The organism is bacterium, assembly GCA_016873475.1.
Lineage (GTDB): Bacteria > Krumholzibacteriota > Krumholzibacteriia > JACNKJ01 > JACNKJ01 > VGXI01.
This window is the reverse complement of the sequence record VGXI01000023.1, coordinates 1-24540: the sequence shown is the minus strand read 5'-3', so window position 1 is coordinate 24540 and position 24540 is coordinate 1. Positions and strand designations below refer to the sequence as shown.

Here is a 24540-nt window from a genome sequence, read left to right as displayed (position 1 = left end):
GGGGGCGCGAGGCGCGTCGCCAGGTCCTCGGCGAAGTAGCGGCGGATGGCGGCAGCGAGGGCGGCCGGGGCCTCGGGCGGCACGAGCAGGCCGCTCACGCCGTCTTCGATCTGCTCGGGCAGGCCGCCCACGCGCGTGGCCAGCACGGGCCGCCCGCAGGCGAGGGCGATCTGGGCGATGCCGCTCTGCGTCGCGCTGCGGTAGGGCTGCAACACGAGGTCGGCGGCCTGGAAGTAGCGGGCCACCTCTTCGTTGGGCACGTAGCGGTCCACGATACGCACACGGTGGCGCAGGCCGAGCTCCTCGATCAGGGCCTCCGTGCGCGCGCGGGGCTCGTAGAACTCCCCCACGACGAGCAGGGTGAGTGCCGGATCCTCGTCCCTGAGCTGGGCGAGGGCGCGCAGGGCGAGGTCGAGGCCCTTGTAGGCGCGCACGTAACCGAAGAAGAGCAGCACGCGAACGCCGGGGGCGATGCCGAGCGCGGCGCGAGCGGCGGCCGGCGTCGGCGCCTCCGCCGCGAAGGCGTCGTAGCTCGGATGCGGGTGCACGCGCAGCCGCGCCCCGGGCAGGAGCGCCCGCAGCACGGCGGCGTCGCTCTCGCTGTGGACGAGGAAGCCCTCGGCGCGAGCGAAGGCGCGGCGGGCGAAGAGCAAGTCCAGCCGGCTCCTCTCGTGGGGCAGCACGTTGTGGCAGAGGAGCACCCGCCGGCAGGCGGGCGCGCGGCGAGCGAGGCCGCCGAGAACGCCGCCCAGCGCAGGGCCGAAGAAGGGCTGCCACCAGTGGCAGAGGACGGCGTCGGGCGCGGCCGCCGCGATCGCCAGCGCGGTGCGCCGCCAGCTCAGCGGATCGAGGCTGTCGAGCAGGCGCGGCGCCGGCAGCGCGAAGGGACTGGCGCTCGCGTCGTACTGCGTGCGGCCGGGAAAGAGCAGCCCCGGATACAGGCGGCGGTAGTTGAAGGCCGCGACCTCGTCCGCGCCCGCCAGCTCCCGGGCGAGCAGCGCGCCGTAGTGCGCGATGCCGCCGCGATAGGGATGGAGCGGTCCGACGAGGGCCCAGCGCATCGCCGCCCCTAGCGACCGCCGACGGCCAGCTCGGCCACCCGCAGGGTGGGACTGGTCACGGCGCCCAGGCTGAAGTCGAGATCGTCGCCCACGGCGTCGACGGCGCCGAGGATCGCATCGAGATTGCCGGCCACGGTCACCTCGCGCACCGGGTAGGCGAGCGCACCGCCTTCGATCCACTGCCCCGTGCAGCCCTGCGACCAGTGCCCGCTGGCGGCCTGGAAGCCGCCGCCCAGCATGCCGGTGACGAGCAGCCCGCGCGGCGTGCCGGCGAGGATCGCCGCCGGACTCTGTGCACCCGGCGCGAGATAGAGATTGCTGGCAGCGACGCCGCCGCCCCAGAGGCCGTGGCCGGTCGCCGGCTGCCCGAGGCGGCGCGCGCTCTCGAGGTCGTTGGCGAAGGCGAGCAGCCGCCCGGCCTCGACGAAGACGCGGCGACTGCCCGGCAGGCCCTCGCCGTCGAAGGGCTGGCTGCCCAGCCCGCGCGGGCGGTGCGGCTCGTCGATCAGCGTGACGAGCGGCGAGGCCACCTGGGAGCCGAGGCGCTCGGCGAGGTAGCTGCGGCGGCGCCAGACGGCGTCGCCCGCGAGACAGCGAAAGAGCATGCCGACCAGGCGCGCGGCCATCCGCGGCTCGAAGAGCACGGGGAAGCGCCCGGTCGGCGCGCTGCGCGCCTCCAGTCGCCGCAGGGCGCGGCGCGCGGCCTCGGCGCCCAGCGCCTCGGCGCTCTCGAGGTCGGCGAAGTGCCGGCTGCGCTTGGCCCAGCCGTCGGTGACCTTCTCGCCGGCGCTGTCCGTGGCGACGGGCATGACCGAGAGGGAGAACTCGCTGGCGGCGCTCTCGCCGCGGAAGCCGTTGCTCGTCAGGTAGAGCAGCTCGCCGCTGCCGCAGGCGAAGGTGGCGCCCTGGCTGTTGTCCAGGCGCGGGTCGGCGCCGAGGGCGGCCGCCTCGAGCGTGCGCGCGAGCGCGATGCGCCCCGCGGTGTCGGGACCTGCGCCGGGGTCGGCGAGATCGAGCGCTGAGGAGGCGCTGGCATAGGCCTCCGGCTCGGGCAGGCGGTGCAGATCGTGCGGCGCGCAGGCGGCCGCCAGCGCGAGGGTCTCGGCAGCCAGGCGCTCGAGATCGGCGGCGCCCGGTTCGCTCACCGCGAACTGCGCCACGCGGCGCTCCTTGAAGACGCGCAGCGCGAGCGCGCTGCTCGCCGCCTCCTTGAGCACCTCGATCTCGCCCAGGCGGACCTGCGCCGTGAACTCCCGCCCTCGCGCCAGGCGCAGATCGGCCTCGTCCGCACCGGCGCGGCGGGCGGCAGCGAGGGCACGCTCGGCCAGCGCCAGCCAGGCGTCCGCGGCCATCAGGCGCCTCCCGTCCGGGTGCCGCCGACGACGATCTCGTCGATCTTCAGGTGCGGCAGTCCCACGTTGACAGGCACGGTCTGGCCCCGCTTGCCACAGGTCCACATGCCGGGCGAGAGCGCGAAGTCCGCGGCGACCAGGCTCACGCGCCCCATGATGTCGGGCCCGTTGCCGATGAGGGTGGCACCCCTCACGGGCCGCCCGATGGCGCCGCCCTCGATGAGGTAGCCTTCGGTGACGTCGAAGACGAAGTCCCCGCGGGCGATGTCCACCTGGCCGCCGCTGAACTGGCGCGCGTACAGCCCGCGCGGCGTGGCGGCCAGGATCGCCTCCAGGCTGCTCTCGCCGGGCAGGAGGTAGGTGCAGGTCATCCGCGGCAGCGGGTGATGGCGGAAGGATTCGCGCCGTCCGTTGCCCGTGCGCGGCAGGCCCATTGCGCGGCTGCTCAGGCGGTCGTGCAGGTAGCCCTTCAAGATACCGTTCTCGATGAGCACCGTTCGCCCGGCCGGCGTGCCCTCGTCGTCGACGTTGAGGGCGCCGCGGTCGCCGGCGAGCGTGGCGTCGTCCACCACGGTGCAGCGCTCGCTCGCCACGCGCTGACCGAGGCGGCCGCTGAACTTCGAGGTGCCCTTGCGGTTGAAATCGGCCTCGAGGCCGTGGCCGACGGCCTCGTGCAGGAGGATGCCGCTGGCGGCCGGACCCAGCACGACGGGCATCGGCCCGGCCGGTGCTTCCCCCGCCGCGAGGGCGAGCAGGGCGAGACGGCGGGCCTCGGCGGCCACCGCCGCCGGGGGATGCGCGGCGAAGAACTCGAGACCGGCGCGGCCGCCGGCACTCGCGCTGCCCGTCTCGCGGCGGCCGTCGCGCGCGGCGACAACGCTGCAGTTCAGGCGCAGCAGGGGCTGGCGGTCGCGGGCGAGCACGCCCTCGCTGGTGGCGACGAGCAGCGCGCGATCGCTCTCCGTGTAGCTCGCCTGCACGCGCTCGACTTCGCCGCCCGCGGCCTCGGCCTCGAGGGCGGCGAGCAGGCCGTGCCGGGTCTCGAGCGTCTCGGCGTCGAAGGGCCGGCGCAGGGGGTAGCGGTCCGGCAGCGCGAGCCGGGCGAGCGGGGTCCGAGCGGGCGGCGCACCACCCGCGGCGATGTGCGCGGCCGTCGCCGCCGCGGCGAGCAGGGCCGGCGGCGACCAGTCCTCGCTGGTGGCGTAGCCGGTCTGCTCGCCGGCCAGGACCCGGATGCCGACGCCGCCGCCGAGACTCGCGCGCGCCTCCTTGATCTGCCCCTCTTCCCAGCGGAGCGTGCGCAGGCGCTCCCACTCGGCGAAGATGTCGGCGTAGTCGCCGCCGCGGGCGAGAGCCGTCTCGAGCAGGCGGCCGAGCAGGTCGCGGTCGAGGCTCTCCAGGGGCGAGGCAGGCGCGGACATCGTCCTCCTTCAACGGGGCGCGCGGGCCGCTCCGCGCGCGAGGCTAGCCGCCCGGGCGGGCGCCGTCAATCGAGCGCGCCGAGCTGCGCCCGCAGGTCGGCCAGGGCCCGGCGGTGGGAGTCCCAGGCGATGGCCGGCGGCGCCGCGAGCGGGTGCCAGGCGATGGCGTCGGCATCGTCGCCGGCCCGGGCCTCGCCGCCCGCGAACTCGGCGCGATAGACGACGAGCAGGGCGTTGTGCCGCGGGTCGTCGAAGGCGGAGTAGACGCCGACGAGCGGGCCGAGCGGGGCGGCGAGGCCCGTCTCCTCCGCCAGCTCGCGCCGCGCGCAGTCAGCGATGTCCTCCTCCCACTCCTGGAAGCCGCTGGGCAGCGACCAGAGGCCGAGCTTGGGCGCGTGCGCCCGGCGCACCCAGAGCAGCTCCCAGCTGGGAGCAGCGCCGCGCAGCAGCATCACCGCGGCGGCCGGCACCGGATTCGCCCAGTCGACGAGCCCGCAGGCGCAGGCCGGGCGCTCGCGCCCGCCCAGCGCGCGCGGCGCGAGCGGCGCGCCGCAGCGCGGGCAGTGCCGCCAGCTCTCGCGCGGCGCGCTCATCCCGACCGCCGGGCGGGCGCCGCCTCGCGCCGGCGATAGACCCCGCGCTCGCGCTCCAGCCGCCGGCCCATGACCAGTTCGCGGCGCCAGAAGCAGTAGTCGGGATGAAAGCGCGTCAGCAGGGCGTTCACCTCGGCTTCCGGGTAGGCGCGCCCCGGCGCGAACTGCGCCGCCAGCCAGTCGAGGATCACCTCCCGCTTCTTGCGCTGGGCCGGGATGGCGACCAGCCGCCCCCGCTTGAGGAAGGTGTCCAGCACCTTGCGCGCGAAGAGATCCTCCGGGAAGGGCCCGGCGCCGGCGCGCAGGTTGTCCAGGCGCAGCAGCTCGCGCGAGGCTTCGCGCAGGCGGCGCTCCTCGAGGCCGTAGAGCCGGTACTGCTGGTCGCTCTTCACGTGCAGCAGGCCGGCCTGCCGCAGGATGCGCAGGTGATGGCTCACCGTCGCCGGCGTGAGGGCGAGCGCGCTGGCGATCTCCTCGACCACCGCTGGCCGCTCGGCGAGGAGGCCGACGATGCGCAGGCGCTGCGCATGGGCGAGCGCCTTGAAGAAGTCCAGGCTGCGCTCGAGAGCGGGGGCGAAGTCCTCGCCTGCAGCCGGGCTGTTCGTGGCCATGGCGACCTCCGATTGTATTTCGATGTTTCTTAGAATATCGAAACGCGCTCCGCAACGCAAGGGGCGGCGCCCGCGAGCCGCGGTCCCCCAGGGGCGATGTTCACAATTGCGCGATTCCGGGGGAGCCTCCATTATTCAGCGGCCGCCGGGGGGCGGCACTCCCTGCACGAAAGGCAAGCGATGCGCCGCGCGTTTCTCCTGCTCTCCCTGCTCGGCGGCCTGGCCAACGCGGCCGCGGCTCAGCTCCCCGACCATGGACTCGCAGGCAACGACGCCCTGTTCGCGCCGTTCGCTGTAGCCGGCGATGACGGCCTGGCCGCCCTCTACCACAACCCGGCGGCGCTCGCCCTGCGACCGGGCGAGTTCTCGCTGCTCTACCTGCGGGGCCTGCGCGGCGGCACGGATCTGGCCGCGCTCGAGCCCTCCTTCACCCGCCGCTTCACGGGCGACTGGAGCGCGGCCCTCGGCGGGCGCCTCGCCTTCGGCGTCGATCACCGCACCCTGCCGGCCGGTTTCGATTACGGGGCCGGCGGCGCGACGCCGCGCCTCGCCCGCAGCGACCGCTACAGCCTCGGTCTCGGCCAGCGCTTCGAGTTTCCGCACTACCGTCTGCAGCTCGCCGTCGGGGGCGCCTACCGCTGGACGCGCAGCGAGGCCTATGCGCTCGACGGCCTGTCCAGCACGGATCTCGGCGCTGTTCTGCGCTGGGGGCGCTGGATCTCCTGCGGCCTCGTCGGACAGAACATCGGTGGGCCCACGCTGCGCGGCCTCGCACCGGGCGCGGCCCCCACGCTCGCGCCGAGCTACGCCATCGGGCTCGCCCTGCGCCCGCAGCGGCACTGGGCGACCATCAGCGTCGACCTCGTCCAGCGCGAGATCGCCGACCGCTGGGAGCACGAGACGCGCAGCGGCCTCGCCCTCGACATCAGCGGCCGCCTGCGCCTGCGTTTCGACTGGACGAGCGAGAGCCGTTTCGGGCTCGGCGTCTTCTTCGCCGAAGGCCCCGCGCGGGCGGGCCTCGCGCTCGGCAACCGCCAGACGGAGAGCGAGGGCACCACGCGCGGCGCGCTCAGCCTGGAGATCAGCAATCGCCGCCTGGCGCGTCCCCTCCTGCCCAAGCGCCGATTCCTCGAGCTGACCCTCGGGGACGGCCCCCTGCCTGGCGCTGAGAGCCCGGGCGGTGTGCCGGCGCTCATCGAGCGCGCCCGCGGCGAGCGCGATCTCGCAGGCATCCTCCTGCGCCTCGAGCAGCCCCGCCTGGGTCTGGCGGCCCGCGAAGAGCTGCGGCGCGCGCTGCTCGAGTACCGCCGTCTGACCGGGCGACCCGTCGTCGCCTATGCCCAGCGCTACAGCGAACTCGACTACTACCTCGCGAGCGCGGCCAGCCGCGTGCTCGTCAGCCCCCAGGGTCTGCTCCACTTCGGCGGGCCGGCCTCGGCGCGCGTCGAGGCGAGCGAGGACCTGGCCGATCTGGGGCTCAGGGCGCAGCTCCTCAGCGTCGGCGACGCGAACAGCGCGCCGGCCCGGTTGAGCGGCGCGGCGCCGGGCGGCGCGGCGCAGGCGGCCGACAGCAGCCTCGCGGCGGGCCGCTACCTCAGCCTCTGCCGCGGGGTGGCCGAAGCTCGCAACCTGCCGCTGAACGAGGCGCCCGCCCTGCTCGCGCGCGGACTGCTGACGCCCGAGGCCGCCCGGGAGCTGAAGCTCGTCGACGGCCTCGTCGCGCCGGACGCCCTGCCCGCGTGGTTGGCGCGCGAGGAGGGCCAGGGGCGGCGGCTGGCGGCCGCCGACTTCGCGGCCCGGCGCTATGCCCGCGAGGACTGGGGCGGCACGGCGCGGGTCGCCCTGCTGCGCCTCGACGGCCTGCTCGTCGACGGCGCGAGCGGAGAGGGTCCTTTCGGGCCCGAGACCGGCGTCGGCGACCTCGTGCGCGCGCTCGAGATCGTGCGGCGCGACCCGGCGCTGCGCGGCGCCCTGCTGCGCATCGACAGCGGCGGCGGCAGCCTCCTGGCCGCCGAGCGGTTGCGCGCGGAGATCATCCGCACGCGCCAGCGCAAGCCGGTCGTCGTCAGCATCGGCGAGGCGGGCGCCGGCGCCGCCTACTACGCGGCCGTCGAGGGCAGCCGCGTCTACGCAAACCGCAGCAGCGTGACGGGCGGCATCGGCGTCTGGGGCGGCGCGCTGCGCTGGTCCCAGCGGGCTGCCGCGACGGGGGAGGAGGCGGCGTTCGCAGGCGGAGCGGCGCGGGACCAGCTGGCGGGTGAACTCGAGCGCCGCTACGACCAGTTCGTCGGCGCCGTGGCAGCGCGCCGCCACATCAGCGCGCCGGAGGTGGACCTGCTCGGCCGCGGGCGACCCTGGGACGGCAACGAGGCGCTGCAGAACGGCTTGCTGGACGAGATCGGCGGCCACGCCGAGGCGCTGGCCGCCCTCCGTCGCCAGGCGGGCCTGGCACCCGGCGAGGCCCTGCAGTTGATCGCGCTGCCGGCGCCGAACGAGAACCGGCGCTGGCCCTGGCTGCCGCCGGTGGCCGCGCCTGACGACCAGTGGCCGGAGCGCGTGGCCGCCCTCGGCGCGCCCGCGTTGATGGCCGCCTCGCCGGTGGCCTTCGCCGCGCCCCTGACCGAGCCGTTGCCGTGAGCTGGCGACGCCGCTCACTGCGGCTCGCGCCGGCCCTCGCCGCCTTCATCGAGGAGCGACTGCTCATCGCGGGGTGGGAACGCCTGGCGAGCGAGCGCCGGCCGGGCGACCCGCTGGTCGAGCTGTCGGTCTACGGCGAGAGCGAGACCGCTCTGCCCGGGGCGGCCGCCCTGGCCGGCTGGCTCGCCGAGGCGGCCGCCGCCGGCCTCGCGGCGCCCGCCCTGAGCTGGCGGGAAGACGCGGTGCGCGAGGAGGACTGGGATGCCGGCTTCCGCGCCCGTTTCGCTCCGCGCCGCCTCGCACCCGGTATCGCGATCGTCCCGAGTTGGGAGCGCGCCGCGGCCCGGGAGAGCGCCGAGCCGACCGGACCGGGCGCCCCCATCGTCCTCGTCATCGAACCTGGGCAGGCCTTCGGCACGGGGGACCACCCGACGACGGCGCTCTGCCTCGAGCAACTCCAGGCCTGGCTGGCGCGGCGCGGTGGCGGGGCGCCGCGCTGCCTGGACGTCGGCTGCGGCACAGGGATCCTCGCGATCGCGGCGCGCCTCTGGGGGGCCGGGCCGGTGCTCGGCCACGACATCGAGCCGGCGGCCATCGTGAACGCCTACCTGAACGCCGAGCTCAATGGCCTCGCCGGCCAGCTCGACTTCGCCTGGGGAGAACCGCGCCAGCTCGCGCCGGCGAGCTGGGATCTTCTCCTGTGCAACCTCTACCTCGGACCGATCCTGCGCCTCCTGCCTCGCCTCGACCTGGCGCTCGCCCCCGGGGCCGGCGCAATCCTCTCGGGCTTCCTGGGCAAGCAGGCCGGGCGGGTGCGGGCGGGAGCCGAGGCGAGGGGCTGGGGGCTCGAAGCCCAGGACAGTCGCGACGACTGGGTTGTCCAGGTCTGGCGCAAGCCCGCGCCCGGTCGCTAGCCCCGGACACCGCGGCGCGCGGGTGTCTGCACTGGTGGACGCCCCTGTGCTCCCGGCGAGGCAGAGCGCCGCGCCTTCGCCTCGACCCGGGATCAGGTTATGGTTACAACCCGCAATGAATAGGAGCTTTGTGCAAATCGCGGCGGAGGATCCGGCTTGGCATCGGACTTGATAGAAAACGGCCAGCAGGGGTAATCCGGGAGAGCAGCCTTCGATCGCTTGGGGCTGCTTTCCCCTTTTAATGGCCCAGCCCCGACCCCCCGGCACCGTTGACCATCCAGCGAAGCGCCCTTAAGTTCCTCGCGGCGGTCGCGCCGCGGCCGCTCCCGCCCCCTGCCGAGGAGCCCCAATGCCGCGCCGCCGCCTGCTCGCCGTTCTTCTGTTCGCGTCACTGCTCTGGCCTGCGCTCGCGCCCGCAGCCGACCCGGCGCCCGCGGAGCTGCGCGTCGTCACGATCCTGATTCAGGGACTCGAGCGCATCGAGCGCGAGGAGCTGCTCGCCGCCCTCGACCTCGCCGAGGGCGGTCTCTACGCGGAAGGGCTCGAGGCGCGCCTCGAAGCGCGCGCGCGCAGCCTGCCCTACCTGCGCAGCCTGCGCGTCGAGAGCAGGCGCGGCGAGCAGGGTCTGCACCTCACGCTGCGCGTGCGCGAGGCGAGCGCCCTGCGCGTGGCGCCCTATCTCACGGTGCTCGACGACGGCGACCTCGATGGCGGGCTTACCCTCGCGGGCGCGGCGCCCCTGGGTCGCGGCGAGTCCTGGCGCGGGCTGTTGCTGGTCGGCCCGCTGGCGATGGGCAGCCTGCGCATCGACGAGTTCCGCCTGGCGGGCCCGCTGCCGCGCCTGAGCGTCGAGCTGGGGGTCAGCGACTACGATGACCCCTTCCGCGACAGCAACCTCACGCGCTGGTGGAGCCTGGCCGGGCCCCGCTTCGCGCTGCCGGCGGACGGGCAGCTCACCCTGCTCGGCGGCTGGGAGCGTCTGGACAGCGACCCGGCCCGGGGCCGCGACCCCGATGGCAGCGAGGCGCAGTCGCTCTGCCGCCTCGAGTGGCGGCAGCCGCTGCGCGGCGAGGCCCTCGTCCTCGCCGGCGAAAGCGAGCTGCGCCTGCCGGCGGACGAGCGCGGCCGCGGGCGCGGCGAGGCCCGCCTGGATGCCTATCGGCGGCAGGGCCGCTGGGGCCTCGAGGCCCGCCTGGCCGGCGGCCTCGCCCAGACCCGTTGCCCCAGCAGTGAGCTCTTCTTCGTCGATGCCTGGCGCTTCCTGCGCGGCCAGACGATCGGCAGCCTGCCGGCGCGGGAATTCCAGGCCCTGCGCCTGCGGGCGGACTTCCGCTTGCATCAACTCGAGGTCAGGCTGCGCCGGAACAGCGATCCCGAAGCGGTCGTTTTCGGCCCGTATTTTCTCTTGGAGGGAGCGCGGTTTCGGGAGTATCGTGCAGCCGCTTTCGCCGAAGCCGGCGACTGGGGGCTGGGACTGGGAGCCGTACTGCCCGGCCGTCCCCGCTTACGGGCATCTGTCGGTCTTCAATGGAACGATGCGGGAGAGCCCACCACCCTCTTCCTTCTGGAGGAACACTGATCGTGCACCGCCAGCGGCCGGCCTGGATGCCGGCCATCTCGTCGCTTTCGCTGCTGCTGCTCGCCGGCACGGCCTGTCGCCCCGCGGGCGATGAGCAGGCCTTCCGCGCCACCCAGTGGAACGCGGCCGCCATCGCTGCGGCCACTCCTCACTTCGCCGACCGCTTCGGCGCCTATGGGCGCCACGAGACCCTGCGCTTCAAGCGCGGCGACACGCTCGAGACACTCCTGCGGCGGGCCGGTGTCCCGCCTCAAGAGCGCTTCGCGCTGATCGACGCGGTCGCGGAGAACTTCGACATGAGCGACTTCAGGGCCGGCGCCGAGGTGGTGCTGCGCTGGGATCTCGCCGGCCGCCTGCTCGGGCTCGCCTATCCGCTCGACTACCTCGACGACCTCTACGCCTGGCGCCGCGGGGACGGCTTCGCCGCCGAGACGGTGCGCGCCACGCTCGACTGGCAGCCGCGCCTCTTGACGGCCGTCCTGGAGTCCTCTTTCTACGAGACCTTCCAGGCCCAGGGTGAGGACGGCAATCTCGCCGTGCGCGTCGCCGACCTCTTCGGGGGCGAGGTCGACTTCTTCCTCGACCTGCAGCCCGGCGACCGCATGGAGGTGCTCGTCGAATGCGCGCAGCGGCCCGATCGCGAGACGAGCCGCAACCGCATCCTCGCCGCCTGGATGGAGGTGAACGGCAAGCGCCACGCCGCCTACCTCGATCCGGCGACGGCCGCCGGCGAGCGCCGCTACTACCACGCGGACGGCAGCTCGCTCGAGCGGCAGTTCCTCAAGGCGCCGCTCAGCTTCTCGCGCATCAGTTCGGGCTTCAGCTACAACCGGCGCCACCCGGTGCTCGGCGTCAACCGCCCGCACCTGGGCGTGGACTACGCGGCTCCCGTCGGCACGCCGGTCCAGGCGACGGCGGAGGGCAGCGTCGCGCGCCGCGGCCACGATCGCGGCATGGGCCGCTTCGTCGTGCTGCGCCACCCGGGCCGCATCGAGACCACCTACATGCACCTGTCGAGCTTCGCCGGGGGCACCGCGGTGGGCGCCCGGGTCAAGAAGGGGCAGGTGATCGGCGCCGTCGGCTCGAGCGGCCTCAGCACGGGGCCGCACCTGGACTACCGCATGAAGGTGAACGGGAAGTTCGTCGATCCGCGCAAGTTCCGGGCCGTGGCCGCCGAGCCCCTGCCGGCCTCCCGGCGGCCGGCCTTCACGGCCGCGGTGGCGCGCTACGACTCCCTCCTCAACACCCTCGCCACGCCGACCCTGCTGCCGGCGCTCGCCAGCGCCGCGCCGACCAGGTAGGCGAACCAGGCGAGCGGCGCCGTCCAGCCGCCGGTGCGCGCATAGAAGCTCGCGCGCGCCGGCGGCTGGACGGCGGCCACCAGGGCCGCCCGGGTGTCCAGGGGTAAGCGCCCGAGGCAGCGGCCCCGCGCATCGAAGATCGCCGTCACGCCGTTGTTGCCGCAGCGCAGCACGGGCAGGCCGTTCTCGGCCGCCCGCATCGGCGACAGCGCGGCGTGCAGCTCCATGGCCAGCGGATCGCTGAACCAGCCGTCGTTGCTGATGTTCACCAGCAGCTCGGCGCCGGCGGCGGCGGCGCGGCGCACGCTGCCCGCGAAGCCCATCTCGTAGCAGATGAAGACCGCGCTGCGCAGCGGCCCGCCCGCCAGGACGCGCGGGCCGGCGCCGGGGGTGAAGTTGGCCTGGCCGAGATCGATCTCCACCCCGGGCATGATCAGCTCGATCAGTGGGATGCGCTCGCCGAAGGGCAGCAGCTTGACCTTGCTGTAGGCGCCCTCGAAGGCGCCGCCGGCGCCGACGAGCAGGGCCGCGTTGCGGTAGGCGAAGCCGCCGCTGGCCAGCGGCGAGAGACCCTGGAAGCCCGTGATGCAGGGCGCGCCGAGTTCCAGCGCGGTCTGGCGCAATGCGCGCTCCGCGTGGCGGTCGTAGAAGAGGCTGACCGGAAACGCCGTCTCCGGCCAGACGAGCAGGGTGGCGCCCTCGGTGACGGCCGTCTGCCCCAGTTCGCGGTAGATGCGCAGGTTCTCCAGCCGGTAGTGGGGCTCCCACTTGTCGGCGAGCGCCACGTTCCCCTGCAGGGCCGCGACGGGGACGCGCTCGGGCCGCGCACGCTGGCTGGGAACGGCGCCGAGCGCGAGCAGCAGGATGGCCGCCGCGAGGGCGAGCGCTCCCTGACGCCGCGCGGGGCGCTCGCGTCCGGCGATGAGGGCGGCCGCCCCGGCCTGCGCGAGCAGCATCAGGAAGCCGAGGCCGAGTCCTCCCACCCAGCCCGCTGGCGCCAGGTAGCCGCCGGGCGCCGCCTGGGTCTGCGAGATGTGGATCCAGCTGAAGGCCAGCAAGCCGCTGCCGCGCAGCCATTCGAGGGCCGTCCAGAGGGGCGGGGCGAGCCAGAGCGCCCGCGGCCCGCGCGCGCGCAGCGCCGCGTAGACGCGCAGGAAGGCGTAGGGGTAGAGCGTGAGGTAGGCGACCCAGAGCAGGAGACCGGGCCAGAGTAGCCAGGGCGCCGTCATGTCGGCGGCCGGGCTCAAGCCCGTCAGCCAGCGAAAGCTGAGCAGGCCGAAGGGGAGTCCGAAGGCGAGGCCCAGCCAGCGTGCAACCTGGGCCGGCGGCGCCGGCCACTTCTCAACTGCTACACACAGGGGTAGCACGGCGACCCAGCCCAGCCAGGGTAGGCCGTAGCGCGGCAGCGCGAAGTGGTAGAGCAGGGCGGCCAGGAGGCCGGCCGCGGCGAGGCGCAGGCGCATCGAGACCTTCCCGGCGAGCGCGCGGCGGCGCTCACCCGCGGGCGCCGAGTGTAGGCGGCGGGCCGCGGGGCGCCAAGCGCAAAGCCACGGACGGCCCTCCCCGACCGCGCTCAGCCCGCCTTCGCGGCGCGCGCCGCGCGGGCCGTGCGCTCCATCCCCAGGCGCTTGAGCTTCTTGAGCAGGCCCTGGCGGCTGAGGCCCAGCGCGCGCGCGCTGCGGCTGCGGTTGCCGCCGTAGCGGCCGAGCACGTGGCGGATCATCCGCTGCTCGAGGTCGAGCTGGGCCTCGGCGAGCGTGAGCGAGGCGAGGCTGGCCGGCAGCGGATCCTCGCGGCTCGCGAACAGCGCGTCCGAGAGCATCCAGCGCTCCAGGCGCGGCAGCTCGCCGTAGAAGGCGATCACGCGGCCGATCTCGTTCTCCAGCTCGCGGACGTTTCCCGGCCAGACGTAGCGCGTGAGCGCCTCGAGGGCCTCCGGCGCGATCTCGCGCATCGGCAGCCCGTAGCTCGCGGCGCGCTCGGTGAGGAAGCGCCGCGCGAGGACCGGGATGTCCTGGGGCCGCTCGCGCAGCGCGGGAATGCGCAGGCTGACCCCCTGGATGCGGAACCAGAGGTCGAGCCGGAAGCAGCCGCCGCGGACGCGCTCCTCCATGTCGTGGTGCGTAGCGGTGACGAGACGGAAGTCCACCGGCCGCAGGCGGTTCTCCCCGACGCGCCGGATCTGCTTGTCCTGGAGCACGCGCAGGAGGCGCACCTGGAGCATCGGCGAGAGGTCGCCCACCTCGTCGAGGAAGAAGGTGCCGCCGCTCGCCACCTCGAAGAGGCCGACCCGCTCCTCGCGGGCGCCGGTGAAGGAGCCGCGCGAGTGGCCGAAGAGCTCGCTCTCGATGAGCGTCTCCGTGAGGGCGCCCCCGTTCTGGGCGACGAAGCCGCCCTCGCGGCGCGGGCTGAGCCGGTGCAGCGCGCGCGCGAAGAGCTCCTTGCCGACGCCCGACTCGCCCTGGAGGAAGACGGGTGTCTCCGTGCGGGCGACGCGGCGCAGCTGGTCGAGCAGGCCCGCGAGCGGGCTCTCGGCGTGGTAGCGCAGACCGTGCAGCTCGCGCTCGACCGTTGGCCCCGCGCCGGCGGCTCCGCCTGTCGGCGCGGAGCCTGTGGGCGCGCCGGTGTCCAGTTCGGCGAAGAGCGCGGCCAGCCACTCGCGGCGCCCGGCGAGCAGCGCGACCTGGCGCGGGCGCAGCCGGGCGCAGACCCAGGGTCGCTCGCCGCGCGGGCCCAGGGGCCAGAGCCAGTCGACGTGCGCTTCCGGCTGCCCGGCAAAGGCGAAGGCGAGCTGTCCCGCGGCGAGTCCCCCCCGCGGGTGCTCGAGGATCAGCGGCGGCGGCGCACTCGCGTCGAGGGCCGCCAGTGCCGGGTGCGGCTCGGCGAGACGGCCGAGCCGGAAACGCGGCGCGCCCGCCTCGGGGCAGTCGAGCAGGTCCCAGCGGCTGCCGGGCAGCCGGGCTTCGAGAAAGGCGAAGAGAGAGCGGGCGCCCGGCGCGGTGTCGGGCAGCGGGGATTCGGGGCTCATCGGGGATCTCCTGGCTGGCGTCCTGGCGTGGACTCCGGCCATTGCAAGGGGCATTCCCCGTGGGGCGCTCGCCTGCGGCGCGACTTGCGCGACGCCGGTGCCCGGCGGTCGCCGCGCGCGCGGACAAGCGGCGGCGCGACGCCGGGCAGGGCGACAGCTGTGGAAAAGGCCTAGCCCGCGAGCTCGACGGGTCCGGCGCCCGCGGCGATCTCGCCGATGACGCCGAGCAGGTCCGGCAGGCCGGCGGCCTCGAGCCGCGCGCGCTCCGCGGGGTCGATCACCAGCAGGTAGCCGACGCCGAGGTTGAAGACGCGGTGCATCTCGGCGCGCGCGACCTGGCCGCGCTCGGCGATGAGGCGAAAGAGCGGCGGCACCGCCCAGGCGCGGGTGTCGATCACCGCGCGGCAGCCCGCGGGCAGGATGCGCGGGATGTTGTCGAGGAAGCCGCCGCCCGTCAGGTGGACCATGCCCTTGATCGCGACGCCGGCGGCCTCGGCGCGCTCGACGTGGCGCAGGTAGCTGCGGTGCACGGCCAGCAGCGCGTCCGCGAGTGTAACGGTGAGGCCGGGCGGCACGGCGTCCAGGGCGAGCTGCGCTTCCTCGAGCAGGACCTTGCGCGCGAGGCTGTAGCCGTTCGTGTGCAGGCCGGTGGAGGCGAGGCCAACGAGGAGGTCGCCCGGGCGGATTGCGCGCCCGTCCACCAGGCGCCCCCGCTCGACGAGACCGACGATGCAGCCGGCGAGGTCGTACTCGCCCGCGGCGTAGAAGCCGGGCAGCTCGGCCGTCTCGCCGCCGATCAGGGCGCAGCCGTTCTCGCGGCAGGCGGCGGCCATGCCGCCGATCACGGCCTCGAGCACGCCCGGGCCGAGCGCGCCCGTGCCGAAGTAGTCGAGGAAGAAGAGCGGCCGCGCGCCCTGAACGAGGACGTCGTTCACGCAGTGGTTGACGAGGCAGGCGCCCACCGTGTCGTGGCGGCCGGTGGCAAAGGCCAGCTTCAGCTTGGTGCCGACGCCGTCGATGCTGCTGACCAGCACGGGGTCCTTGAAGCCCGCCGCGTCGAAGAGGCCGCCGAAGGCGCCCAGCTCCGAGAGCACGCGCGGGGTCCAGGTGCTGCGCAGGGCCTCGCCGGCGCGCTTCAGCGCGGCGGCCGCGCGATCGATGTCCACACCGCTGTCACGGTAGCGCATGGGTTCCTCGCTCTAGTAGTCGCGCAGCGCCTCGTAGATCTCCACCGGCAGCTCGTCGCCGATCAGGACCAGCTCGCCGCGGCTGTGCAGGCCGACGAGGGCGTCCACGACCTCGGGATCGAACTGCGTGCCCCGGTACTTGCGGAACTCCTCGAGAGTCTCCTCGATCGTGCGCGCCTTGCGGTAGGAGCGCGTGCTGGTCATCGCGTCGAGGGTGTCGCAGACCTGCAGGATGCGCGCCTCGAAGGGGATCGCCTCGCCCTTGAGACCCTCCGGGTAGCCCTTCCCGTCCGGCCGCTCGTGGTGGTACTTGACGATCTGCGCCGCCTCGTTGAGGAACTTCAGCCGCTCGATGATCTTGGCGCCGATCGCCGGGTGCGCCTTCATCGCCCGGTACTCCTCGTCGGTGAGCTTGCCGTCCTTGGAGATGATGTCGCCGCTGACCCCGATCTTGCCGATGTCGTGCAGCAGCGCCGCGTACTCGAGCAGCTCCATGCGCTTGCTCGAGAGGCCAAGCGCGCGGGCCAGCATCAGCGCGTAGCGGCTGACGCGGTAGGAGTGGCCGTGCGTGTAGGCGTCCTTGGCGTCCAGCGCGCTGGTCAGCGCCGTGAGCGTGGCGATGTGCGTCTCCTTCATGTCGAGGTAGAGCCGGTAGGCGTAGCGAAGGAGCAGCAGCGGGATGATGAAGAGGGCCAGGGTCCAGGGCGCCGCGAAGCGGTAGACGAGGATGATGATCGCCGTCAGCGGCACGAAGGCAATCAGATGGCGGAGATTCCAGAAGTAGTTGCTGCGCCAGATGCGCAGGGGATTGCGGCCGTCCGAGAGGCCGATGATCGTGCTCACCAGCGAGGTGTTGACCAGCCAGTGCACGATGCCGCAGACGACGAGCGGGATCAGGAAGAGCGGGCTGGTCAGGGACTGGCTGAAGGGCAGGGCCTGGAAGGCCAGGCCGGCCAGACCTGTCGAGAGCGCGAGCACCGGCACGTTGAAGAAGATCTTCTCCAGCGGCCGCCGGTTGACGAGCCCCTCGACGATGATCGCGCTCACCGCCTCCAGCCAGGCCGCCGGGTAGGCGCCGAAGATGACGATCGAGGCGAAGGTGATCGGCGTCGAGACGCTGATCGAGGCGCCGCCGTGGGGCAGGCTGACGTTGACGAGATCGGCGATGACGACGAGGAGGACGAAGATCGCGTACTCGAGCCAGCGGCGGGGATCGAGGTCCTGGGACCAGAAGAAGAGGGCGAGGTAGCCGGCGAGGCTGACCGCGAAGTAGTACGCGCTGAAGACTCGGCTGCGGCCGCTCAGGAATGTCGCCAAGCTCGGCTCCCGGGTGCGAAGCGCCGGTGCGATGCGGCGTCTACCACCAGGTCTTGGTCAAGAGCAGATCGCCAAAGAACAGATCAATGATGAACTTGAACATGGCACACCTCCTTGGCGTGGAATCGGCAGGCACCGCTCCGCTGGCAGGCATGCGCTCCGCTGGCCGCACTCGCACCGGCAGGGGATGTTGTCCGGGATCGCCAGGGGTGTCAACCAGATGTTCCCCGCTCCCGGTCGGACCGGGGCGGCGAAGTTCCCTCCCGGTCCGAAGCGGACCGGGAACGCGGGAATCAAACGATATCGAAGTCGACGGCTTCGCGCGCGCTCCAGAGGCCGACCAGGCGGTTGAGCGCGGCGAGGGTGGCCAGCACGGCGGCCTGACGGGGATCCTGGCGGACCACCGCGGCGCCCGTGAAGCTCGACAGCTCGCGTCCGGCGACGGCGCTGAGATGCACGACGAGCACTTCCTCGCGCCCGAAGTGGAGGCGCTCGAAGCGCGGCGTGTCGAAGTGCAGGCCGGTCTCGAAGAGCAGCAGCAGCGCCTCGAGCGTGGCGTGGATCACAGCGGCGAGGTGGCCGTCGGGCGTATCCGCGACCACGCACTCGCCCACCGCGCGGCGCTCACCGCGACCGAGCTCGACGGCGGCGGTCACCTGGCCGCCGGCGTGCGTCACGGTGAGCTTCTCGTAGGTCACGCGCGGCTCGACGGGCTCCAGTTCGTCCTCCACCCGATCCTCCGCCGGGTCGTCCACCGGCCCCCCCGGCGCGCTCGTCCCGGGCGGCGCCGGCGCGGGTTCGATGATCAACTCGCCCGCCGGGGGCGCGGCTTCGGCCTCGACGATGAGTTGGCCGGCAGGCCCGCTCGCTGCCGCGACGGGCGCGCTTGCCGGCGCGGGGGCAAGCGCGCTCGGGTCGACGATGGCGACCTGGATGCAGCGGTGGTCGATGTCCAGGCCGCCGCGCACCTTGAGGACCGTGTCCACGTCGCGGGCGATCAGGCGGGGCGGCCGCTGGGACACCGCCGTGACGTGGACCTCCGTCACCTCCCCGGCCGCATTGACGACGATCCGGCAGCCGGTGACCTCGCGCAGGCCCGTGACCAAAGACTGCAAGTAATTGATATTGATAGGGTTGGACGTCATTTCACGCTGCCGGTCCTGAGGTGCGCGCCCATGGGGAGGACGCGGGCTATCCTAGCACATTTCCACCGGGGACGCCAGACCGACCCCGGCCCGGCGCCGCGGGCGCTCGGAGCCGCTCCGCCAGGGCCCGCCGCCGGGCGGTCAGGGCGGCCGGGCGCTGCCCTCGGAGCCCGTCGAGGCCGAGTCCCTCCACGGCCAGACTGGCCACGGCGCTGCCCGTGAGCAGCGCCCGCCGCAGGGCGCCCAGGTCCCAGCGCCCCTCGCGGGCGAGCTGGCCCATGACGCCGCCGGCGAAGGCGTCGCCCGCGCCGGTCGGGTCGACGAGGGCGTCCACCGGGAAGGCCGGGCAGGGATAGACCGCCTCCTCGCCGGCCGCGAAGAGCAGGACGCCGTGCTCGCCCTTCTTGACGATGCAGAAGCGCGGGCCGCGCGCGAGCAGCGCGCGCCCGGCGCGCACGAGGTTCCGCTCGCCGGTGAGCTGGCGCGCCTCCTCGTCGTTGATGAAGAGGAGATCGACGCGCGCCATGACGGCCAGCAGATCCGCAGGGGCGGATGCGATCCAGAGGTTCATCGTGTCCATCGCCGCGAAGCGCCGCCCCCGCGCGGCGTCCAGCACGCGGGCTTGCAGCGCGGGCTGGATGTTGGCGAGGAAGACGAGTTCGCAGTCGGCCTGCTGCGGGCCCAGGCTCGGCGCGAAGTCCGCGAAGACGCCGAGTTCCGTGAAGAGCGTCTCGCGCCCGGCGCAGTCGGGCCCGTAGCGGCCGCCCCAGCGAAAGCTGCGGCCCGGCCGGCGCTCGACGCCCGAGAGATCGGCGGGCAGCCGCGCGAGCCAGGCGAGGTCCTCGGCGCGGAAGTCCTCGCCGACCACGGCGACCAGCACGGGTAGGGCGCCGGTGAGGGCGGCGGCGGCGCTGAAGTGCGCCAGGCTCCCGCCGAGCAGCGCCCTGCCCGCGGCCGCCGGTGTCTCGATGTCGTCGTAGGCCAGGGAGCCCACGGCGAGCAGTCGCTCGGCGCCCATCCCCCTCCTTGGCAGCCCGCCGCCGGGCCGCCAGCTACATGCGCTCGGGCGCGTCGACGCCCATCAGTTCGAGACCGCTCAGCAGCACGCGCTGCGCCGCGCGACAGAGCGCGAGACGGGCCGCGCTGAGCTCGGCGTCCTCGCCGACCACCGTGCGCTCGTGGTAGAAGCGATGAAAGGCCGCCGCCACGTCGCTCAGGTAGTTGAAGAGCCGGTTCGGCTCGCGCGCGGCGGCCGCTCCCGCGACGAGCGCCGGGAACTCGCCGAGCTGGCGGACCAGCTCCAACTCCTCCTCGCTGGCGAGACGGCCGAGCGCCGCCGCCGCGGGCAGGCCGGCGGCCCCCAGTCCCGCCTCGGCCGCCTTGCGCAGCACGCCGGCGATGCGGGCCGTCGCGTACTGCGCGTAGAAGACCCGCGACTTCGCGCTCTGCTCACGCGCCTGTCCGAGGTCGAACTCCAGATGGCTGTCCCGCCGGCGTGTCAGGAAGTAGGTGCGCGCCACGCTGACGCCGACGTCGTCGACCAGCTCGCCCATCGTGACGAACTCGCCCGCGCGCTTGCTCATCGTCACCGGCGCGCCGTTCTCGACCAGGGTCACGAGCTGCAGGACGATGATCTCCAGCCAGCCCGCCGGCGCCCCGATCGCCTGCGCGATCGCCTGCATGCGCGCCACGTGGCCGTGGTGATCGGGACCGAGCACCGTGATCGCCTTGGCGAAGCCGCGGCGCAGCTTGTCCAGATGGTAGGCGGCGTCGGCCAGGAAGTAGGTGGGCCGGCCGTCTCCGCGCAGGACGACCCGGTCCTTGTCATCGCCGAACGCGCTCGCGCGGAACCAGCGCGCGCCCTCGGCCTCGTAGATGAGCCCCTGCGCCTCGAAGCGGGCCAACACCTCGGCGACCTTGCCGCTCTCGTGCAGGCTGCGCTCGCTGGACCAGACGTCGAAGGGGGCGCGGAAGCGCTCCATCTCGGCGCGGAGATCGGCCGTGAGCAGGGCGAGCGCGTGCCCGGCGTAAGCCGCGCGGCAAGCGGCGGGCGGCAGGGCCTCCCAGCGGCTCACGTCGGCTGGCGCGAGCTGCGCCGCCATCTCCCGCAGGTAGAGGCCGTGGTAGCCGTTCTCGGGCAACACGAGCGGCTCGCCGGCCAGCTCGCGCCGGCGCGCGCGCAGGCTCTCGCCCAGCGCATCGACCTGCGAGCCGGTGTCGTTGACGTAGAACTCGCGCGTCACGCGGTAGCCGGCGAACTCGAGCAGGCGCGCGAGCGTGGAGCCGAAGGCGGCCGCCCGCGCGCTGACCACCACCGCCGGTCCGGTCGGATTCGCGCTCACGAACTCGAGGCAGATCGTTTGGCCGGCGCCGGCATCGCTGCGCCCGTAGGCCGGCCCGGCGGCGAGGATCTCCGCGACCAGGGACTGCTGGGCGCCCGCCGGCAGGCGGAAGTTGAGGAAGCCGGGCCCGGCTACCTCGGCCACGAGGCCGGGCAGGCGCTCGGCGCACCAGGCGGCGAGCGCCGTCGCCAGCTCGCGCGACGGCAGGCCGCAGGCCTTGGCCGTCAGCATGGCGACGTTCGTGCTGAGATCGCCGTGGCCGCTCTCGCGCGGCGGCAGCAGGCCGATCTCGGCCGGGCCTTGCGAGCCGCCGGCGAAGGCCCAGTCCACGTCGCCGTGCCGCTCGCGGAAGTAGTCGACGATCGCCGCCCGGATCCGTTCCTTCACGCGGCGCCTCCGGCGCCGCCCGGCGCGTCGGCGATCTCCTCGCGCGGCGCATCGCCCCAGAACCGCTCGAGGCCGTAGTACTCGCGCGTCCCGCGCTGGAAGACGTGTACCACCACCGTCACGTAGTCGAGCAACACCCAGCGCAGGGTGTCGTTGCCTTCGAGGTGCCAGGGCTTGGCGCGCCGCGAGCCGGCGAGCAGCCCCTCCTGCACGCTGTCGGCGATCGCGCGCACGTGCACATCGCTCAGGCCGGTCGCGATGACGAAGAAGTCCGCGATCGGGCTCAAGGTGCGCAGGTCGAGGACGACCAGATCCTCGGCCTTCTTGGCCAGAGCGTGCTGGGCGGCCTCACGGGCCAGTTCGGCGCTGCTCGCGTCGGCGACCGGCTTGCCGGCGCCCCCCGCGGCGGCGACCTTGCGCGCGGGGCGCTTCTCACGGCTGCGGCTATCGCTCGTGCTCATCGTCGCGGGTCTCCTTGGGCAGGCTCGGGCGGCACCGCCGCCGGCGAGCGCTAGCGCTCGCGCTCCACCACGTAGTCGACGGTGGCGTCCAGGGCCTCGCGGATCTCGCCCGCAGGCAGCCCCGCGAGCGCGGCCCGCGCTGCCTCGCCGTAGCGCCGCGCCGCGGCCAGGGCCGCGACGGTGCCGCCGAGGCTGCGCACCAGCTCGACGATCTCCTGCCGCGCCGCATCGCCGTCCTGGGCCGCCAGCAGTGCCTCTAGGCGCGCGCGCCCCGCGGGCGGCGCCGCCGCGTGGGCGAGGAGCAGCGGCAGGGTCTGCTTGCCCTCGGCGAGGTCGCTGCCCACCGGCTTGCCGAGCACCGCCGGATCCGCCTCGTAGTCGAGCACGTCGTCGACGATCTGGAAGGCCATGCCGATGTTGCGGCCGAAGTCGCTGTAGGCCGCGGCGACGCCCGCCGCGGCGCCGCCGAGGATGGCGCCGCTCGCGCAGCAGGCCTCGATGAGGCGCGCCGTCTTCTCGTAGATGACCCGCCGGTAGGCCTCCTCCGAGAGCAGGCGGCGGTCGCGCAGGTCCAGCTGCATCAGCTCGCCGACGCTCATCCGGTGCACGGTCGTCGCGAGCAGGCCGAGCACCTGGGTCAACTCGGCCTCGACGAGCAGCGTGATCGCCCGGGAGTAGACGAAGTCGCCCATCAGGATGGCGGCACCATCGCCGCTGAGGGCGTTCAGGGTCGGCTGGCCGCGGCGGTGCAGGCTCGCGTCGACGACGTCGTCGTGCAGGAGCGTGGCCGTGTGGATCATCTCGACGACGGCGGCGGCGAGCACCGCGGCCTGGCTGGAGGCGCCCGGCCGGCCGGCGGCCAGCAGCACGAGGATGGGCCGCAGCCGCTTGCCGGGGGGGGCGAGGACGGTCTCGGTGAGGCCGGCGATGAAGGGCTCGTCCGCGCGGAGGCTGTCGCGGACCAGCGCCTCGACGCGCAGGAGATCGCGATCGAGGGCCTCGCGCAGGCGCAAGTTACCCAGTTTGAGGCCTTTGAGAAAGGCGGGCTTCATCCGTCTCCAGCGCCGGGGGCGGCGGATGGGCGGCCGTCGCGTTCGTGGCCGGCCGCGCGAGAGCGATCTAAATGGCTGCGAGACCGCAAATTATCACAGGTCGGGCGGGGTGTCAACGGAGGCGCTGGCCGCGCGCCCGCGATCGCGGCGCGCCACGAGCAGCGAGAGCGCACAGCTCGTCAGGTAGAGCAGGATGAGCGGCGCCGCCATCAGGGTCTGCCCCACCATGTCCCCGCCCGGCGTGAGCACGGCGCTCAGGACGAGCACGACGACGATCGCCATCTGCCACTGCGAGAGCAGCCAGCGCGGCGAGACCAGCCCCAGCAGCGAGAGCAGGAAGATGATGATCGGCAGCTGGAAGGCGATGCCGAAGGCGACGCTCATCTTGGCGACGAGGTTGAAGAAATCGGTGATCCCCAGGGTCATGTGCAGGCTGGGCGTGACCAGGCCGAAGAAGTAGTTCAAGCTCAACGGCACGATCACGAAGTAGCCGAAGACCGTGCCCGCGTAGAAGAGCAGGGCCGAGAGGACGAGCAGCACGCGCAGGCGCCCCCGCTCGCGCCGGTAGAGCGCGGGCGCCAGGAAGTCGTAGAGCTTCCAGAGCAGGACGGGCGCGCTTGCGAAGAGCCCGGTCGCGAAGCTCACCTTGAGCCGGATCATGAAGGCCTCGGCCGGGGCGAAGACGTTGGCCGTCGCCCCGGCGGGCAGCAGCGTGACGAGGAAGTCGAGGATGCGACCGGCGACGGTCCAGGCCGCCGCCGTCGCCACCGTCACCGCGATGACGCCGACGATGAGCAGGGAGCGCAGCGCTTCCAGGTGGGCCAGGAAGGGCATGCGCGGCAGACTCTCGCGGCGCTCGTCGGCCATCAGCTGCCGAGGTACTTGACCGTGTAGTTCACGTTCTGCACGACGCTCTGCTCCGGCCCCGTCGCCGCGCCCTTGTCGTCCAGCGCGCGCTGCTTGAGGATGAGCTTCGACTTGCCGACGTCCTGGAGCATGAAGCCCCGCGCCTTGTCGTAGAGCGCGCTGCCCTCGATCTCGATGCGCCCGTTGATCTGCGCGCTGCCGCCCTCGGAGGCGCCAGCCGGCGCCGAGACGACCCCGTCGAGCTCGATTTTGCCCTGGTACCGGATGCGCGCGCAGGCGCGGCCCTGGCTGGTCTCGTCGGCGGCGTAGGTGAGGGTGAAGGTCGAGTCCTTCATCGCCGAGCGCAGCACGTCGAGGGCGTCGATGTCCATGGGCTCCAGCCAGCTGTCGCCGAGGCGCGGCGGCGTAGCGGGCACCTTGAAGTCCAGCGGCGAGAGCCCACCCTGCAGCTGATCGAAGATGGCGAGGAACTCCCTGTCCTTGGCCGGCCGCGCGACGGGGGCGAAGCCCTCGGTCGTCTTGCGGAAGCGCGTGCTGAAGCCCTCGAGCTTCTTGACCGCGTCCTCGCTCTCCATCGCGACGCCGCTGCCCCGCCGCTGAGCGGCGCTCAGCTTGCTGAAGCGCAGGTCGCAGGTCCAGTCCGCCCCCTCCGCCTGCCAGTCGCGAGCCTCCCACTGGAAGCGGAAGGTCGAGATGAAGGAGGTCCCGCTGAACTCGGCCTCGCTCGCGGTGTCCACGCTGAAGGGCATCGGCGTCGCCGGCGGCTGGAAGTTGAAGTCCAGCGGCGGCCCGGCGGGCGCTCCCGAGAGGACCACCCCGCCCGCCCCGACGCTCGCGCCGCCGCATGCGCCGAGCAGTCCCAGTCCGCCGAGCAGCGCGGTCAGCGCTGCGAGGGCCAGCGCCGTTCGCCGCTCCGTCAACGTCGTCTTCATCGTCACCCTATCCTTTCTGCTTGCCTTCGCGCTGGTCGAGGAGCCGGTTGAGCTCCGCCGCGAAGTGGTTGAGGTCGGCAAATCGCCGGTAGACGGAAGCGAAGCGCACGTAGGCCACCTCGTCCAGGGCGTGCAGGCGCTCCATCACCGCCTCGCCGATGGCCTGGCTGGTCAGCTCGCCGCCCAGGCTGGCGTAGACGAGGTCGCGCTCGACGCCGTCGACGAGTTGCTCGAGCGACTCGCGCGCGACCGGTCGCTTCTCGCAGGCCTTGAGCAGTCCGCCGAGGATCTTCTCCCGCTCGTAGGAGACGCGGCGGCCGTCCGCCTTGACCACCATGACCGGGCTGCGCTCG

The 24540-nt window shown here is 73.7% G+C and carries 20 protein-coding genes; 4 read left to right on the top strand and 16 right to left on the bottom strand.

Annotated features, from left to right (window positions below; all coding sequences use genetic code 11):
* The 5 genes from FJ251_03660 to FJ251_03640 form a co-directional block, all read right to left on the bottom strand.
* Positions 1–1061: glycosyltransferase (locus FJ251_03660; protein MBM4116827.1), on the bottom strand; the 1061-nt coding region annotated here is incomplete at its 3' end.
* An 8-nt stretch (positions 1062–1069) separates the two neighbouring features.
* Complete coding sequence (locus tag FJ251_03655; protein ID MBM4116826.1) at positions 1070–2413, bottom strand: TldD/PmbA family protein; 1344 nt, start codon at positions 2411–2413, stop codon at positions 1070–1072.
* Positions 2413–3834, bottom strand: a complete 1422-nt coding sequence (gene tldD / locus FJ251_03650; protein MBM4116825.1) for a metalloprotease TldD — start codon at positions 3832–3834, stop codon at positions 2413–2415. Before tldD ends, FJ251_03655 begins: the two co-directional genes overlap by 1 nt.
* A gap of 65 nt (positions 3835–3899) precedes the next feature.
* Entirely contained in the window at positions 3900–4427 is a 528-nt protein-coding gene (locus tag FJ251_03645; GenBank protein ID MBM4116824.1) for an NUDIX domain-containing protein, read from the bottom strand.
* Positions 4424–5170: a metalloregulator ArsR/SmtB family transcription factor gene (locus FJ251_03640; protein ID MBM4116823.1), complete on the bottom strand. Its 747-nt coding sequence runs from the start codon at positions 5168–5170 to the stop codon at positions 4424–4426. Before FJ251_03640 ends, FJ251_03645 begins: the two co-directional genes overlap by 4 nt.
* A gap of 48 nt (positions 5171–5218) precedes the next feature.
* Here FJ251_03640 and FJ251_03635 point away from each other — a divergent pair, with 48 nt between their 5' ends.
* The 4 genes from FJ251_03635 (at position 5219) to FJ251_03620 (ending at position 11469) form a co-directional block, all read left to right on the top strand.
* Positions 5219–7675 (top strand): hypothetical protein, encoded by a 2457-nt coding sequence (locus tag FJ251_03635; GenBank protein MBM4116822.1) that lies wholly within the window; start codon positions 5219–5221, stop codon positions 7673–7675.
* Positions 7582–8589, top strand: coding sequence for a methyltransferase domain-containing protein (locus FJ251_03630; GenBank protein ID MBM4116821.1), 1008 nt, complete (start codon positions 7582–7584; stop codon positions 8587–8589). The genes FJ251_03635 and FJ251_03630 overlap by 94 nt, the downstream gene beginning before the upstream one ends.
* A 349-nt stretch (positions 8590–8938) precedes the next feature.
* Entirely contained in the window at positions 8939–10168 is a 1230-nt protein-coding gene (locus FJ251_03625) for a hypothetical protein (protein ID MBM4116820.1), read from the top strand.
* Positions 10117–11469, top strand: a complete 1353-nt coding sequence (locus FJ251_03620) for a M23 family metallopeptidase (GenBank protein MBM4116819.1) — start codon at positions 10117–10119, stop codon at positions 11467–11469. The genes FJ251_03625 and FJ251_03620 overlap by 52 nt, the downstream gene beginning before the upstream one ends.
* Here the strand turns inward: FJ251_03620 and lnt are convergent.
* From lnt to nrdR, 11 genes are all read right to left on the bottom strand, one after another.
* Positions 11394–12932 (bottom strand): apolipoprotein N-acyltransferase, encoded by a 1539-nt coding sequence (gene lnt, locus FJ251_03615; protein ID MBM4116818.1) that lies wholly within the window; start codon positions 12930–12932, stop codon positions 11394–11396. The genes FJ251_03620 and lnt overlap by 76 nt on opposite strands.
* 110 nt (positions 12933–13042) lie before the next feature.
* Positions 13043–14551, bottom strand: a complete 1509-nt coding sequence (locus FJ251_03610; protein MBM4116817.1) for a hypothetical protein — start codon at positions 14549–14551, stop codon at positions 13043–13045.
* A gap of 116 nt (positions 14552–14667) precedes the next feature.
* Positions 14668–15684 (bottom strand): phosphoribosylformylglycinamidine cyclo-ligase, encoded by a 1017-nt coding sequence (locus tag FJ251_03605; GenBank protein ID MBM4116816.1) that lies wholly within the window; start codon positions 15682–15684, stop codon positions 14668–14670.
* Between the two features lie 12 nt (positions 15685–15696).
* Complete coding sequence (locus tag FJ251_03600; protein MBM4116815.1) at positions 15697–17001, bottom strand: HD-GYP domain-containing protein; 1305 nt, start codon at positions 16999–17001, stop codon at positions 15697–15699.
* A 293-nt stretch (positions 17002–17294) separates the two neighbouring features.
* Positions 17295–18146: a hypothetical protein gene (locus FJ251_03595; GenBank protein MBM4116814.1), complete on the bottom strand. Its 852-nt coding sequence runs from the start codon at positions 18144–18146 to the stop codon at positions 17295–17297.
* Positions 18147–18192: 46 nt separating this feature from the next.
* Entirely contained in the window at positions 18193–19164 is a 972-nt protein-coding gene (locus FJ251_03590) for a sugar kinase (protein ID MBM4116813.1), read from the bottom strand.
* Positions 19165–19198: 34 nt separating this feature from the next.
* Positions 19199–21016: an arginine--tRNA ligase gene (locus FJ251_03585; GenBank protein MBM4116812.1), complete on the bottom strand. Its 1818-nt coding sequence runs from the start codon at positions 21014–21016 to the stop codon at positions 19199–19201.
* The gene (gene rsfS, locus FJ251_03580) at positions 20872–21336 is read right to left on the bottom strand and encodes a ribosome silencing factor (GenBank protein MBM4116811.1); all 465 of its coding nucleotides are present in this window, start codon (positions 21334–21336) and stop codon (positions 20872–20874) included. The genes FJ251_03585 and rsfS overlap by 145 nt, the downstream gene beginning before the upstream one ends.
* A gap of 50 nt (positions 21337–21386) precedes the next feature.
* Positions 21387–22388 carry a polyprenyl synthetase family protein gene (locus FJ251_03575; protein MBM4116810.1) on the bottom strand — a complete coding sequence of 334 codons (1002 nt, stop codon included), beginning with the start codon at positions 22386–22388 and terminating at the stop codon, positions 21387–21389.
* Between the two features lie 93 nt (positions 22389–22481).
* Positions 22482–24101, bottom strand: a complete 1620-nt coding sequence (gene tatC / locus FJ251_03570) for a twin-arginine translocase subunit TatC (protein MBM4116809.1) — start codon at positions 24099–24101, stop codon at positions 22482–22484.
* A 93-nt stretch (positions 24102–24194) separates the two neighbouring features.
* Positions 24195–24540, bottom strand: a 346-nt coding sequence (gene nrdR / locus FJ251_03565) for a transcriptional repressor NrdR (GenBank protein ID MBM4116808.1), incomplete at its 5' end; no start/stop codon positions are given.